The 12,812-nt window shown below is 72.3% G+C and carries 14 protein-coding genes and 2 pseudogenes; 9 read left to right on the top strand and 7 right to left on the bottom strand.

All coding sequences use genetic code 11. From position 1 onward, the window contains the following. A pseudogene (locus C1I97_RS18390) lies at positions 1-220 on the bottom strand (NERD domain-containing protein); the annotation flags it as partial. A gap of 102 nt (positions 221-322) precedes the next feature. On the opposite strand from C1I97_RS18390, the gene C1I97_RS18385 reads away from it, so the two are divergent. The 5 genes from C1I97_RS18385 to C1I97_RS18365 all read left to right on the top strand — a co-directional run bounded on the left by C1I97_RS18385 (position 323) and on the right by C1I97_RS18365 (position 4,885). Next, a complete protein-coding gene (locus tag C1I97_RS18385; protein WP_111004301.1) occupies positions 323-829 on the top strand; it encodes a protein-tyrosine phosphatase family protein in 507 nt (168 codons plus the stop codon). A gap of 173 nt (positions 830-1,002) precedes the next feature. Beyond that, positions 1,003-1,437, top strand: a complete 435-nt coding sequence (locus C1I97_RS18380) for an SH3 domain-containing protein (RefSeq protein WP_111004300.1) — start codon at positions 1,003-1,005, stop codon at positions 1,435-1,437. Positions 1,438-1,480: 43 nt separating this feature from the next. Beyond that, positions 1,481-2,842 (top strand): FtsW/RodA/SpoVE family cell cycle protein, encoded by a 1,362-nt coding sequence (locus C1I97_RS18375; RefSeq protein ID WP_111004299.1) that lies wholly within the window; start codon positions 1,481-1,483, stop codon positions 2,840-2,842. 19 nt (positions 2,843-2,861) lie between these two features. Further along, positions 2,862-4,331, top strand: coding sequence for a penicillin-binding transpeptidase domain-containing protein (locus C1I97_RS18370; RefSeq protein ID WP_111004298.1), 1,470 nt, complete (start codon positions 2,862-2,864; stop codon positions 4,329-4,331). A 44-nt stretch (positions 4,332-4,375) separates the two neighbouring features. Next, positions 4,376-4,885 (top strand): DUF3291 domain-containing protein, encoded by a 510-nt coding sequence (locus C1I97_RS18365; RefSeq protein WP_111004297.1) that lies wholly within the window; start codon positions 4,376-4,378, stop codon positions 4,883-4,885. Positions 4,886-4,897: 12 nt separating this feature from the next. Here C1I97_RS18365 and C1I97_RS18360 read toward each other — a convergent pair whose 3' ends face one another. After that, positions 4,898-6,004, bottom strand: coding sequence for a ferritin-like domain-containing protein (locus C1I97_RS18360; RefSeq protein WP_111004296.1), 1,107 nt, complete (start codon positions 6,002-6,004; stop codon positions 4,898-4,900). A gap of 133 nt (positions 6,005-6,137) precedes the next feature. Here C1I97_RS18360 and C1I97_RS18355 point away from each other — a divergent pair, with 133 nt between their 5' ends. From C1I97_RS18355 to C1I97_RS18340, 4 genes are all read left to right on the top strand, one after another. Beyond that, complete coding sequence (locus C1I97_RS18355; RefSeq protein WP_111004295.1) at positions 6,138-7,076, top strand: AurF N-oxygenase family protein; 939 nt, start codon at positions 6,138-6,140, stop codon at positions 7,074-7,076. 33 nt (positions 7,077-7,109) lie between these two features. After that, the gene (locus C1I97_RS18350) at positions 7,110-7,769 is read left to right on the top strand and encodes a TetR/AcrR family transcriptional regulator (RefSeq protein WP_111004294.1); all 660 of its coding nucleotides are present in this window, start codon (positions 7,110-7,112) and stop codon (positions 7,767-7,769) included. Further along, the gene (locus C1I97_RS18345; RefSeq protein ID WP_181446784.1) at positions 7,762-8,082 is read left to right on the top strand and encodes a hypothetical protein; all 321 of its coding nucleotides are present in this window, start codon (positions 7,762-7,764) and stop codon (positions 8,080-8,082) included. The genes C1I97_RS18350 and C1I97_RS18345 overlap by 8 nt, the downstream gene beginning before the upstream one ends. Positions 8,083-8,194: 112 nt before the next feature. Further along, positions 8,195-9,427 carry a C40 family peptidase gene (locus C1I97_RS18340; RefSeq protein ID WP_181446783.1) on the top strand — a complete coding sequence of 411 codons (1,233 nt, stop codon included), beginning with the start codon at positions 8,195-8,197 and terminating at the stop codon, positions 9,425-9,427. On the opposite strand, the gene C1I97_RS18335 is transcribed toward C1I97_RS18340, so the two are convergent. The 5 genes and pseudogenes from C1I97_RS18335 to C1I97_RS18315 all read right to left on the bottom strand — a co-directional run. Then, positions 9,391-10,653 (bottom strand): styrene monooxygenase/indole monooxygenase family protein, encoded by a 1,263-nt coding sequence (locus tag C1I97_RS18335; protein ID WP_111004292.1) that lies wholly within the window; start codon positions 10,651-10,653, stop codon positions 9,391-9,393. The genes C1I97_RS18340 and C1I97_RS18335 overlap by 37 nt on opposite strands. 68 nt (positions 10,654-10,721) lie before the next feature. Then, positions 10,722-11,375, bottom strand: coding sequence for a GTP-binding protein (locus C1I97_RS18330; protein ID WP_111004291.1), 654 nt, complete (start codon positions 11,373-11,375; stop codon positions 10,722-10,724). Beyond that, positions 11,356-11,766, bottom strand: coding sequence for a DUF742 domain-containing protein (locus C1I97_RS18325; RefSeq protein WP_111004290.1), 411 nt, complete (start codon positions 11,764-11,766; stop codon positions 11,356-11,358). The genes C1I97_RS18330 and C1I97_RS18325 overlap by 20 nt, the downstream gene beginning before the upstream one ends. Next, positions 11,763-12,278, bottom strand: coding sequence for a roadblock/LC7 domain-containing protein (locus C1I97_RS18320; RefSeq protein ID WP_111004289.1), 516 nt, complete (start codon positions 12,276-12,278; stop codon positions 11,763-11,765). Before C1I97_RS18320 ends, C1I97_RS18325 begins: the two co-directional genes overlap by 4 nt. Continuing rightward, positions 12,275-12,812 (bottom strand): annotated as a pseudogene (locus tag C1I97_RS18315) (histidine kinase); the annotation flags it as partial. The gene C1I97_RS18320 and the pseudogene C1I97_RS18315, both read right to left, overlap by 4 nt.

The following is a 12,812-nucleotide window of genomic DNA, read 5'->3' as shown; positions in this document are numbered from 1 at the left end:
GCCCTGGGCCCCTTCCTCGCGGGCCCACCGCCACCGGGCCCGCGAGGAAGGGGCCCAGGGCCTGCAGCACGTCCTCCCGCTCGTCCTCGCTGAGGACGTGGACGCGGGCGGCCTCACGGTCGTACCAGGCGACGTTCCTGCCGTCGGGCCGGCAGACGTAGAGCCGTTCCTGTCCGTGGAGCCAGGTCGGTATGACGCGCAGTCCGCGGTGTCCGCTCATGCACCATCACCCCCACTGACCATGGGAACAGGCGGGGTGCTGCCGGGGCAAGAACCCGGCTACCTTTGAGGAACGGTGGGAGGCGGAGTTGGGGAGGCGCCGTTGCGTACCCGCGGGAAGCAGCCCGACGTACCGGCTCCGGACAGCCCGTGGAGCGAGATCGTGCCCGGCCTGTGGATGGGCGGGCACGAGTTCAGGGAGCGTGCCGGGCGACTGGAACTCGCCGTCGTGCGTGATGAATTCGATCTTGTGCAGACCCTGCTCAGGCTTCCGGGGCACGGGCCCGACCCCGGTGTCGAGCACCATGTGTGGCCGATACCCGACGGGCCGCTGGACGGGACCCAGCTCGCGGGCGTGATGCGGCTGGCCCAGGCGGCCTGCGACGCTCTGGAGCAGGGCCGCCGGGTTCTCGTGCGCTGTTACTCCGGCTACAACCGCTCGGGGCTGGTCGTCGCGCACGCCCTGATCCGCCAGGGGCGCTCCGCCGACGAGGCGATCCGGCTGATCCGGGCTCGCCGTTCCCCCTGGGCACTGCACAACGAGCTGTTCGTCGCCTATCTGCGGGCGGGACTGTCGACGGCACGGCTGCTGGAGGAGCTGACCGAGTAGCCGGCTCACCCGGAGTGCGTACGCTCCCGCGTCACGGCGCTGACGCCTCCTCAGAACCCGTGTCTCCGATGGCTCAGCGTGACGGGCGCCCGACGCACACCGCTCCTAGTGTTGCGGTTAGTCACTTTCGCCCACTTTCCGTGGGCTCAGCTGCCTCAGGTGGAGGTGCCCCCATGTCGTCCCCGCGCTCCCCTCTCGCCCGGCTGGCCCTGGCGGCCGCCGTCGGCGCACTGCTCGCCACGGCCGCCGTCACGCCCGCCGCCGCCGGCGACGGCCGTGGCGGGATCCCGGGCGGCTCCGGCGGCAGCCCGGGCGCCGAGGCGCACAGGGCGGCCGCGCAGCGCGCCGGCACGCACGGCGACCGGGACCCGCGCTTCCACCGGGGCTTCGTCGCGGTCCGCGGCGGGGTCGCGCTGCACAGCCGGCCGGACTTCCGCAGCCGGGTGCTGCGGATCGCCCGGCCCGGCGAGATCGTCTGGATCTACTGCAGGACGCCGGGGCACGACGCGCACGGCGGCCGCGTGTGGTACCTGCTCGCGGACCGCGCCTGGGCCTGGGCCCCGGCGCGCGCCATCGCGACCACGTGGCCTGCGCCACGCTGGTGCTGACAGTCAGGACGGACAAGCCTCGCCTTTTGGGTAGGTTCCGGACATGACCAAGGCCGGAACCACCGTGGCAGCGGCGGACCCGCCCGCGCCCGCCGTCCGCCTCCCCCGGCGCCGCGGTGTCGAACTCGCCCTCATCGTGCTCGCCGTCCTGCTGCCGGTGTACGGCTACTGCGCCGTCGGCGTGGCGAGGTACGGAACCGTCCCGCCCGGGGCCGCCGGTTACGGCGCCGGACTGGCCGCGCTGGCGCTGCTCGCGCACCTCGTGGTGCGTCTGCGGGCGCCGTACGCCGACCCGCTGCTGCTGCCCATCGGGGTGCTGCTCAACGGGCTGGGCCTGGTGCTGATCTACCGGCTCGACCTGGAGACCCCGGGCGACGAGGCCGCGCCCGCCCAGCTGGTGTGGTCCACGCTGGGCGTGGCGCTATTCATCCTGGTGGTGCTCGTGCTGCGCGACCACCGGTGGCTCCAGCGCTACGCCTACGTCTGCGTGGTCGCGGCCCTCGCGCTGCTCACGCTGCCCATCTGCTTCCCCGCCGTCAACGGCGCCCGCATCTGGATCCGGTTCGGCGGCCTGTCCATCCAGCCGGGCGAGTTCGCGAAGGTGCTGCTGGCGGTGTTCTTCGCCGCGTACCTGGCCGCCAACCGCAGCGCGCTGGCGCACACGGGACGGCGGTTGTGGCGGCTGCAGCTGCCCACCGGCCGGGTGCTCGGGCCGGTGGTGGCGATCTGGCTGCTGAGCGTCGGCGTGCTGGTCCTGGAACGGGACCTGGGCACCTCGCTGCTGTTCTTCGGGCTGTTCGTGGTCATGCTGTACGTCGCCACCGGGCGCACCGGCTGGATCGCGGTCGGGCTGCTGCTCGCCGTGGCCGGGGCGGTCACGGTCGGCCGGCTGGAGCCGCACGTGCACGGCCGGATCGGGGAGTGGCTGCACCCGTTCGCATCCATCGAGGCCGGTCAGGGGCCGGGGCAGGTGGCCCAGTCGCTGTTCTCGTTCGCGGCGGGCGGGGTGACCGGGACCGGGCTGGGCCTCGGCCATTCGATCCTCGTCGGCTTCGCCGTCAAGTCGGACTTCATCCTGGCCACCGCCGGGGAGGAGCTGGGGCTGGCCGGGCTGTCCGCCGTCTTCCTGCTGTACGCCCTGCTCGTCGAGCGCGGCTACCGGGCGGGGCTCGCCCTGCGCGACCCCTTCGGCCGGCTGCTCGCGATCGGGCTGGCCTCGCTGGTGGCGCTCCAGGTGTTCGTGATCGCGGGCGGGGTGACCGGGCTGATCCCGCTGACCGGCCTGGCGATGCCGTTCCTGGCGCAGGGCGGCTCGTCGGTGGTCACCAACTGGGCGATCGTGGCCCTGCTGATCCGGGTGAGCCATGTGGCGCGCAGGCAGTACGACGGGAGGGTGGCCCCATGAGCGTGCGGGAGGGCGTCCGGTGACCCGGCACATCCGGCACGCCGCCGCCTTCTGTGTCCTGCTGCTGGTGGCGCTCCTGGTGAACACGGCGTGGCTGCAGGTGCTGCAGGGACCGTCGTACGGCGGGAATCCGGCCAACCGCCGTCCCACCATCGCCCGTTACCAGCAGCCGCGTGGCGAGATCCTGGTCGGCGGCCGGCCGGTGACCGGCTCCAAGGACACCGGGGAGCAGCTGCGCTACGAACGGACGTACACGGACGGGCCGTTGTACGCGCCGGTCACCGGGTTCGCCTCGCAGCTGTACGGGACGACGTTCCTGGAGCACGCCGAGGACGGTGTGCTGGCGGGGACCGATCCGATGCTGGCGGGGTTCCCGCTGTGGCAGGACCTCACGCGGGGGCGGCCTTCGGGCGGCCATGTGGTGACGACGCTCGACCCGGCCGCGCAGCGGGCCGCGTTCGAGGGGCTGGGCTCGCGCAAGGGGGCGGTCGCGGCGATCGAGCTGACGACGGGGCGGATCCTGGCGCTGGTGTCCACGCCGTCGTACGACCCCTCGGAGCTGTCCGGGAACGGGCCGGCGGTGGCGGCTGCGTGGGAACGGCTGAACCACGATCCGGAGCAGCCGATGCTGAACCGGGCGGTGCGGCAGACGTATCCGCCGGGGTCGACGTTCAAGGTGGTCACCGCGGCGGCCGCCCTGGACGCGGGCGTGGTGACGGACCTGGACGAGCGGACCGACTCGCCGGACCCGTACCGGCTGCCGGGCACGACCACGCGGCTGGTCAACGAGGCCGGCAGCTGCGAGAACGCGTCCCTGCGCCACGCCTTCGAGTGGTCGTGCAACACGGTGTTCGCGAAGCTGGGGGTGGACGTGGGGGTGGACGGGATGCGGGCCGCGGCGGAGGGGTTCGGCTTCAACGACGAGGAGCTGAGGATTCCCTTCCCGGTGTCGCCGAGCACCTTCGACACGCACGTGGACCGGGCGCAGCTCGCGCTGTCGTCGATCGGGCAGTACAACACGCGTGCCACACCGCTGCAGATGGCGATGGTGGCGGCCGCGGTCGCCGGCGGCGGGCAGGTGCGGGCGCCCTACCTCGTGGAGCGGACGACGCGCCGGAGCGGCGGCACGGTGTCCGCGGCCGGCTCCCGGCCGGTGCGGCAGGTGATGCGCCCGACGACCGCGGCGCGGCTGCGGGAGCTGATGGCCGGCGTGGTCACCGACGGCACCGGCCGGAACGCGGCGGTCCCCGGGGCCACGGTGGGCGCCAAGACCGGCACCGCCCAGCACGGCCTGGGCAACTCCGGCACTCCGTACGCCTGGTGCATCTCCTGGGCCCAGGCCGACGGCGACCTGGAGGCGGGGGTCGCGGTCGCCGTGGTGGTGGAGGACGCGTCGGCGCGACGCGGCGACATCAGCGGGGGCGGTACGGCGGCGCCGATCGCGAGGGCGGTGATGGAGGCGGTGCTGCGCTCGCCGCCCGCTGGGTGAGACGGGGGTGCCGCGGGCCGCCGGCGCCCGCCCACCGTTCGGTCATGACGCTTCCGGCGCCCGCGCACGAACTCGCCCAGGTCAACATCGCCCGCCTCAAGGCCCCCTTGGATTCACCGCGGTTGAAGGACTTCGTCGACGCGCTCGACCCGGTGAACGCCGACGCGGACTCCGCCGAGGGCTTCGTCCGGCGCCTGCAGAGCGACTCCGGCAACGCGACGGACGTGCCCGTCCTCGGCGACGACCGGCTGATCGTCAACATGTCGGTGTGGCGGGACACCGACGCCCTGACGGCCTTCATGCACCAGGGCCGGCACCGGGAGATGCCGGCCCGGCGGAGGGAGTGGTTCGAACGGCCGGCGGAGGCGGTCACGGCCCTGTGGTGGGTCCCGGCGGGTCACCGTCCGACGGTCGCCGAGGCGGAAGCCCGCCTGCTGCACCTCCGGGCCAACGGCCCGACGCCGTACGCCTTCACCCTCCGGACCTCGTTCCCACCGGGAGCGTCGGAACCGGTGCGCGGCGAGGTGCCGGAGAGGCTGGGCTGTTCTGCCTAGCGGCGGCGCCCGTCAGCCGTCGGCTCCCTGCTCGATCGTCTTCTCCACCTCCGCCACCCGCTCCCGCTCCTCCGTCGCGAAGCGTTCCGCGTCGAGCTTCTCCGCGATCTCCTCGTCCTGGGCCATCAGCCGGTCCAGGTTGGAGTCGCCCATCTCGAAGACGCCCATGTCGACGTAGGCCTGCTGGAGGCGTTTGCCCCACAGGCCGATGTCCTTGACGCAGGGGACGATGCGGCTGAAGAGCAACTGGCGTAAGAGATGCAGGAATTCGGAGCGTTCGCTCAGTTCCTCCGCCTCCGCCTTCGGGATGCCGAAGTTCTCCAGGACTTCGACGCCGCGCAGGCGGTCGCGCATCAGGTAGCAGCCCTCGATGACGAACTCCTCGCGTTCGCGCAGTTCGGCGTCGGTGAGCTGCCGGTAGTAGTCGCGCAGGGTCATGCGGCCGAAGGCCACGTGGCGGGCCTCGTCCTGCATGACGTAGGCGAGGATTTGTTTGGGCAGCGGCTTGTTCGTGGTGTCGCGGATCATGCCGAAGGCCGCCAGCGCCAGGCCCTCGATCAGGACCTGCATGCCCAGGTACGGCATGTCCCAGCGGCTGTCGCGCAGGGTGTCGCCGAGGAGGGACTGGAGGTTGTCGTTGATCGGGTAGAGCATCCCGATCTTCTCGTGCAGGAAGCGGCCGTAGATCTCCGCGTGCCGGGCCTCGTCCATGGTCTGGGTCGCCGAGTAGAACTTGGCGTCCAGGTCGGGGACGGACTCCACGATCCGCGCGGCGCAGATCATCGCGCCCTGCTCGCCGTGCAGGAACTGGCTGAACTGCCAGGACGCGAAGTGCCGGCGCAGCTCGCCCTTGTCCCGGTCGGTCATCCTCGCCCAGTACGGCGTGCCGTAGAGGGTCATCGCCTCCTCGGGGGTGCCGAGCGGGTCGTACGGGTCCACCTCCAGGTCCCAGTCGATCCGCTTCTGCCCGTCCCACTGCTTGTCCTTGCCCTTCTGGTAGAGGGCGAGGAGGCGTTCACGTCCGTCGTCGTACTCCCAGCTGAAGCGGGCCGCTCCGCTCGCGGGGACCTGCCAGTGCGGGTCCCCCGGATTCCTGGCGTACAGGTCGTAGGTCGGCATACTCCGCAGGTTCACACGTAGACACCGAGTCAACAAGTCGTGTGCAAGGGATTGACGAGCTTGCTGACAGGCAGTCTCATAAGGGTCGGAGGACCGATCCGGCCACATCCCGTACGACGAGGTGGACACAGCCATGACGACCGTGACGGAAGCCGACGCGCTCGCCGGCGTGCGCGACGCGCTCGGCCTGCTCAAGGACCGGGAGCAGGTGGCCGAGCGGCTGCTCGACTCTTCCGCCAAGCACTCCTTCGACCCGGACGAGGAACTGGACTGGGACGCGCCCTTCGAGGAGGGCAAGTGGTTCTGGCCGCCGGAGCTGGTGTCGCTGTACGGCACGCCGCTGTGGAAGCGGATGAGCGAGGAGCAGCGGATCCTGCTCTCCCGGCACGAGGCCGCCGCGCTCGCCTCGCTCGGCATCTGGTTCGAGCTCATCCTCATGCAGCTGCTCGTCCGGCACATCTACGACAAGGCGGCGACCAGCGCGCACGTGCGGTACGCGCTGACCGAGATCGAGGACGAGTGCCGGCACTCGAAGATGTTCGCCCGCGTGATCTCGCGCGGCGGCACGCCCTGGTACCCGGTGAGCCGGGCGCACCACAACCTCGGCCGGCTCTTCAAGACGGTCTCCACCACCCCCGGCTCCTTCACCGCGACCCTGCTCGGCGAGGAGGTCCTGGACTGGATGCAGCGGCTGACGTTCCCGGACGAGCGGGTGCAGCCGCTGATCCGGGGCGTGACGCGGATCCACGTCGTGGAGGAGGCGCGGCATGTCCGGTACGCCCGTGAGGAGCTGCGGCGGCAGATGGTGACCGCGCCGAAGTGGTCGCAGGAGTTCACCCGGATCACGTCGGGCGAGTTCGCCCGGGTGTTCTCCGTCGCCTTCGTCAACCCCGAGGTCTACACGAACGTGGGGCTGGACAGGCGGGAGGCGATGGCCCAGGTGAAGGCGAGCGGGCACCGGCGGGAGGTCATGCGGACGGGGGCGAAGCGGCTGACGGACTTCCTGGACGACATCGGGGTGCTGCGGGGTGTCGGCCGGAGGCTGTGGAAGTCGTCGGGGCTGCTGGCGTAACGAGCCGCGGGCGGCACGGTTACGCTGCACGTCATGAGCCCTGCTCCGTCCACCCCCGCATACCGAAGGCTCAGTGTCGAGGAGCGGCGCGCCCAGCTGCTCGACGCGGCGCTGTCCCTCTTCGCGCACCGGGCGCCCGAGGAGGTGTCGCTGGACGACGTGGCGGAGGCGGCCGGGGTGTCGCGGCCGCTGGTGTACCGGTACTTCCCCGGCGGCAAGCAGCAGCTGTACGAGGCCGCCCTGCGCTCCGCTGCCGAGGAGCTGCGGCACTGCTTCGACGAGCCGCACGAGGGCCCGCTGCTCCCCCGCCTCGCCCGCGCCCTGGACCGCTACCTGGCCTTCGTCGACCAGCACGACGCCGGGTTCATTGCGCTGCTCCAGGGCGGCAGTGTGGCGGAGACCTCCCGGACGACCGCCATCGTGGACGGGGTGCGCAGGGCCGCCGCCGAGCACATCCTCAGCCACCTCCGGGCCACGGACCCCGGCCCGCGGCTGCGCATGACCGTACGGATGTGGATCACGGCCGTGGAGGCCGCCTCCCTGATCTGGCTCGACGAGGGCAAGCAGCCGCCCGCCGAGGAGCTGCGGGACTGGCTGGTCGAGCAGTTCACGGCCGTGATGGGCGTGACCGCCGCCCGGGACGAGCAGACCGCCGTGCTGGTGCGGCGTGTGCTGGCCTCCGAGGATGGCTGACACTGGTGCCGTGAAGAGCGAAGACACCCCGTTCGAGGGCGGGCCGATGGACGGGCGGGTGCTGCCCGTGCTGGTGGGGCCCACCGGGAACCCGCCGAAGACGTACCGCATCCCGGTGCCGGACGCCGCGGGCGGCCCGCCGACCGTGCTCGTCTACCGGCGGGTGCCGCGCGGGCACGGCAAGCGCCTTGGGCTGCCCCGGGGGTGGAAGTACGCGTTCGACCCCGAGGGAGCGGCGGGCACCCGGCTGAAGTGGCCGTGGTCCAAGCCGGACGCGCGGGTCGACGGCAAGCCGGGTGACACCGAGGGGTGACCTCGTTGCGCCGTATGGCGCAAGGCGTGCGCACACAGTCGGTTCATACGTCTCATACGTCTAATCCTCACCGTGCGGAGCGGAAACGCCGCTCCGCACCGGAGGTGATGACGTGTCAGGAAGAGTGCCGCGCCTGCTGTGTTCGGCGGCGGTGGCGGCGCAGGCCGCCCTCACACCGGTGGCCGCCATGGCCGTACCCGTCGCGCCCGCCGCACCCACCGCACCCGCTGCACCCACCGCGCCCGTCGCGCCCGCCGTACCCGGTCCGTCCGCCGTACCCGGTCCGCCCGCGCCCGGGCAGCGGTCCGTGGCCGAGCTGCTGACGGACCTCAGGACGCTGTACCGGCAGGCCGAGCACGCCACCGAGACCTACAACGCCACCGAGGAGCGGCTGAGGAAGCAGCGCGCCGAGGCCGTCCGCCTCCACACCGCCCTCGCCCGCGCCCGGCTCGCCCTGGACCGCAGCCGCGCGGAGGCGGGCCGGCTGGCCCGGCAGCAGTACCAGGACAGCACCACCGACCTGTCCTCGTACCTGCGGCTGCTGATGGCGCGCGACCCGCAGCAGGCCCTGGACGAGGGGCATGTGATCGGGCAGGCGGTGCGGGAGCGGGCGGAGGCGGTCGACCGGCTGACCGCCGACGAGAAGAAGGCGGACGACCTCGCCCGCGCCGCCCGCACGGCGTACGACACACAGCTCGCCCTCGCCCGGCGGCAGCAGCGGGCCCGGGACGACGTACGAGGGCGGCTGTACGACGTGGAGCGGCTGCTGGCCTCGCTCAGCGCCGAGCGGCTCGCGGCGCTCGCCGAGTTCGAGAGGAGCGGGATCGCCGGGGCCCAGCGGACGTTCCTGGCCTCCGGGGTGCTCAGCGGCCGGCGCCCGCCGTCGCTCCGGGGCGAACAGGCCGTGCGCTACGCGGTGCGGCAGCTCGGCAAGCCGTACCAGTGGGGCGCGGCGGGCCCGGCGGCGTACGACTGCTCGGGGCTGACCTCGCAGGCCTGGGGCCACGCCGGGACGCCCATCCCGCGCACCAGTCAGGAGCAGTGGGCCCGCCTGAAGCGCGTTCCGCTGAGCGAGCTGCGCCCCGGCGACCTGGTCGTCTACTTCCCCGAGGCCACCCACGTCGCCCTCTACCTCGGCGACGGCATGGTGGTGCAGGCGCCGCGGCCCGGCGCCAGGGTGAAGGTGTCGCCGGTCGCGGCCAACCCGGTGCTGGGAGCCGTACGGCCCGATCCGGGCGGGGCGCCGCTGCCGCGCTATGTGCCGCCGAGGCTTCCGGCGGGCGCCCTGACCGGACCGGACGCGGGCCTCTACGCGGTGGACGCCCCGGCGACCTCGGCCAGGTAGGCCTGGGCCTTGTCGGGGTCGAAGAAGAAGTTCTCCAGGTCGGCCGGGTCGTCGAAGCAGTTGACGAAGCGGTCGGCGACCGGCTGGAGCTCACCGGCCGCCCCGAGGAGGTTCAGGACGTGCTCGGGCGGCGGGGCCAGCATGGCGTTCGTCCACTTGGTGACGTGCTGGGCGGTGGCCCAGTAGCGGTCGAACGTCTGCCGCATCCACTCCTCGTCGAACGGCTTGTCGCCGTGTTCGAGGATCGCCGCCAGGTAGGTGGCGGCGCACTTGGAGGCCGAGTTGGAGCCCTGGCCGGTGATCGGGTCGTTGGCGACGACGACGTCCGCCACCCCGAGGACCGCGCCGCCGCCGGGCAGGCGGCCGATCGGATTGCGCACGGTCGGGGCGTAGCGGCCGGCCAGGGTGCCGTTGGCGTCCGTGAGCTCGACGCCCTTGGTCCGCGCGTGTTCCCAGGGCAGGAACGTCTCCATGAGGTCCAGCGTCAGCGCCAGGTGCTCGCCGGGGTCCTTGACGCCGCGGAAGGCGTCGAGCGGGCCGCCGGGAATGCCCTCCCAGAACAGGATGTCGGCGCGGCCGGAGAGGGTGTGGGTCGGCATGATGAACATCTCGCCGACACCGGGGACGATGTTGCAGCGCACCGCGTCGAAGTCCGGGTGCTCCGGGCGCGGGGCCAGGCCGTGCACGTAGGCCACCGCCAGCGCGCGCTGCGGCTCGCTGTACGGGGAGCGGGAGGCGTCCCGTTCGAACATCGACACCAGCTCGCCCTTGCCCGCCGAGACGAGGACGAGGTCGTAGGCGCGGGAGAAGTAGTCCAGGTCGCCGACCGCGGCGCCGTGGATGACCAGCTGGCCGCCGCGCTGCGCGAACGTCTCCATCCAGCCGGCCATCTTCACCCGCTGGTCGACCGACTGGGCGTACCCGTCGAGCCTGCCCACCCAGTCGATCGCGCGCTGCGTGGGGCCCGGGTCGTGGGAGCCGGGGGCGGCGACCGAGACGCCGAGTCCCTCGATGTCGGGGGCCTCGGACTCCCAGAAGTTCAGTTGCAGGTCCCGCTCGTGCTGGAGAGCGGTGTGGAACATGCACTGCGTCGACATGACCCGGCCGGAGCGGATCTCGTCCGCGGTCCGGTTCGACATCAGGGTGACCTCGTACCCGTGCGACTGGAGACCGAGGGCGAGCTGGAGACCGGACTGACCGGCCCCCACGACGAGTATTCTCCGCATGCGGGTGCTGCCTCCTACGGCTTCTGGGCTACTCGCTGACTGACTGTGCGGGGCGGGTTCTTCGGGTGCTACTCGGGGGTCTCCTCGAGTGCGTGGGCCACGAGGGCCAGCAGGACCTCGATGGCCGAGATCCGCTGCCGGGCGTCCATGACCATGACAGGTATGTGCGCGGGGATCGTCAGCGCTTCCCGCACGTCCTCCGGGTCGAACCGCTCGGAGTCGTCGAAGTGGTTGACGGCGACGACGTACGGCAGCCCGCAGCTCTCGAAGTAGTCCAGCGCCGGGAAGCAGTCCTTCAGGCGGCGGGTGTCGGCCATGACCACGGCACCGATGGCGCCGCGCACCAGGTCGTCCCACATGAACCAGAACCGCTGCTGGCCCGGCGTGCCGAACAGGTAGAGCACCAGGTCGTCGTCGAGCGTGATGCGGCCGTAGTCCATGGCGACCGTGGTGGTCGTCTTGCCCGGTGTGGCGGTGAGGTCGTCGGTCTCCTCGCTCGCCTCGGTCATCAGCGCCTCGGTCTGCAGCGGCGTGATCTCCGAGACGGCGCCGACCAGCGTGGTCTTGCCCACGCCGAAGCCGCCGGCCACCACGATCTTGGTGGCGATCGGGGCTCGGGTGCGGTCCGTCTGCCAGGACTTCAGCTCCTCGCCCCGCTCGTCGACGAGCGGGGCGACGCCGGTGGCGTCGGCGACGGCGGAGTCAGAGACGGCGGAGTCCACTCAGCACCCTTTCCAGCAGAACGCGGTCCGGCCGGCCCGTGCCGTGGCCGGTTCCGGTTCCGTACACACGGATCTTTCCCTGGTCCGCGAGGTCGCTCAGGAGCACGCGGACCACGCCGAGCGGCATCTTCAGCAGCGCGGCGATCTCGGCCACCGTGCGCATGCGGCGGCACAGTTCGACGATGGCCCGCATCTCCGGCATCACCCGGGTGGCGAGGGAGCCGTTCGTAAGCTCCTTGCGCTCCTCGGGCGCCTCCAGCGCGGCCACGAACGTCTCCACGAGGAGGACGTGACCGAAGCGGGTGCGGCCGCCGGTGAGCGAGTAGGGGCGGACCCGGGCCGGTTTGCAGTCGGCGCCGCGCACGGGGAGCTTCTTGCGCGCACTGCTCATCGAGCGGCTCCCTGAGGGCTCCCGGCCTCGTCCGACTCCAGGGACTTGCGCAGCTCGCTGCGGAGTTCCGGCGTCAGGACGTGCCCGGCGCGGCCGACGAAGAGCGCCATGTGGTACGCGACGACGCTCATGTCGCACTCCGCGGAGCCGTGGACGCCGAGCAGCGAGCCGTCGCTGATCGACATGACGAACAGGCTGCCCTCGTCCATCGCCACCATGGTGTGCTTGACGGCGCCGGAGTCCATCAGCTTGGCGGCGCCCACGGTGAGGCTGCCGATGCCGGAGACGATGGTGGCGAGGTCGGCGGCGGAGCCGCGGGGGCCGGTGCGGGGCGCTCCGCCGGTCTGGCGGGCCTCGTCGTTCCGGCCCGGATCGGAGGAGAGGAGCAGGAGGCCGTCGGAGGAGACCACGGCGACGGACTGGATGCCGGGGACCTCCTCCACGAGGTTGGTCAGCAGCCAGTGCAGGTTGCGGGCCTCACTGCTCAGTCCGAAGGTGCTGGACGCGGTCAACTGCTTGCCTCCTCGACTGTGCCCCCCGTTTTCTGGTCTGCGATCTCCGCCTCCACGTCGCGGTGTCCCTCCTTCGCACCCCGGTGGAAGCCACCGAGGCGACGGCGCAGTTCCTCGGCGTCGACGGAGGTGCTGCGCTGGCGGGGTGCCGTGGCGGGGGCGGTGATCCTCGGTGTCCGTTTGGGGAGGCCCTTGGCGGTGACGTGTTCTTCTGCTTCTTGGATTTCGTCGGGCGTGCGCTGGTGTTCCGCCTCGGCGGGTTCCTGCGGAAGCGGGGCGGGTTCGGCCGCCTCGGCTTCACCCTCGGCCGGGTCGTGCCCGCTCGCACCACCCGTGCGGGTCTCGTGGCCGGGTGCGGGTGACCCCTGCGGGGGCTGTTCGCCGTCGGCGGATGCGGACTCCGGGGCCGCTTCCCCCGCCGGAGACGGGAGCAGGAGTTCCATGGTGGTTTCGGCCTGCCGCTCCGGGGCCTGCCGCTCCGCGGCGTCCACCGCCTTCTCCGCCAGGGCCACCAAGGGGTCGGGGTCCTGGGTG

The organism is Streptomyces sp. NTH33, assembly GCF_003236365.1.
GTDB lineage: Bacteria > Actinomycetota > Actinomycetes > Streptomycetales > Streptomycetaceae > Streptomyces.
This window is presented reverse-complemented; position numbering and strand designations above follow the sequence as displayed.

Coding starts and splice junctions, on each gene's coding strand:
- C1I97_RS18380 (WP_111004300.1), top strand. CDS start 1,003: ATGTCGTCCCCGCGCTCCCCTCTCGCCCGGCTGGCCCTGGCGGCCGCC.
- C1I97_RS18375 (WP_111004299.1), top strand. CDS start 1,481: ATGACCAAGGCCGGAACCACCGTGGCAGCGGCGGACCCGCCCGCGCCC.
- C1I97_RS18365 (WP_111004297.1), top strand. CDS start 4,376: ATGACGCTTCCGGCGCCCGCGCACGAACTCGCCCAGGTCAACATCGCC.
- C1I97_RS18360 (WP_111004296.1), bottom strand. CDS start 6,004: ATGCCGACCTACGACCTGTACGCCAGGAATCCGGGGGACCCGCACTGG.
- C1I97_RS18355 (WP_111004295.1), top strand. CDS start 6,138: ATGACGACCGTGACGGAAGCCGACGCGCTCGCCGGCGTGCGCGACGCG.
- C1I97_RS18350 (WP_111004294.1), top strand. CDS start 7,110: ATGAGCCCTGCTCCGTCCACCCCCGCATACCGAAGGCTCAGTGTCGAG.
- C1I97_RS18345 (WP_181446784.1), top strand. CDS start 7,762: ATGGCTGACACTGGTGCCGTGAAGAGCGAAGACACCCCGTTCGAGGGC.
- C1I97_RS18335 (WP_111004292.1), bottom strand. CDS start 10,653: ATGCGGAGAATACTCGTCGTGGGGGCCGGTCAGTCCGGTCTCCAGCTC.
- C1I97_RS18325 (WP_111004290.1), bottom strand. CDS start 11,766: ATGAGCAGTGCGCGCAAGAAGCTCCCCGTGCGCGGCGCCGACTGCAAA.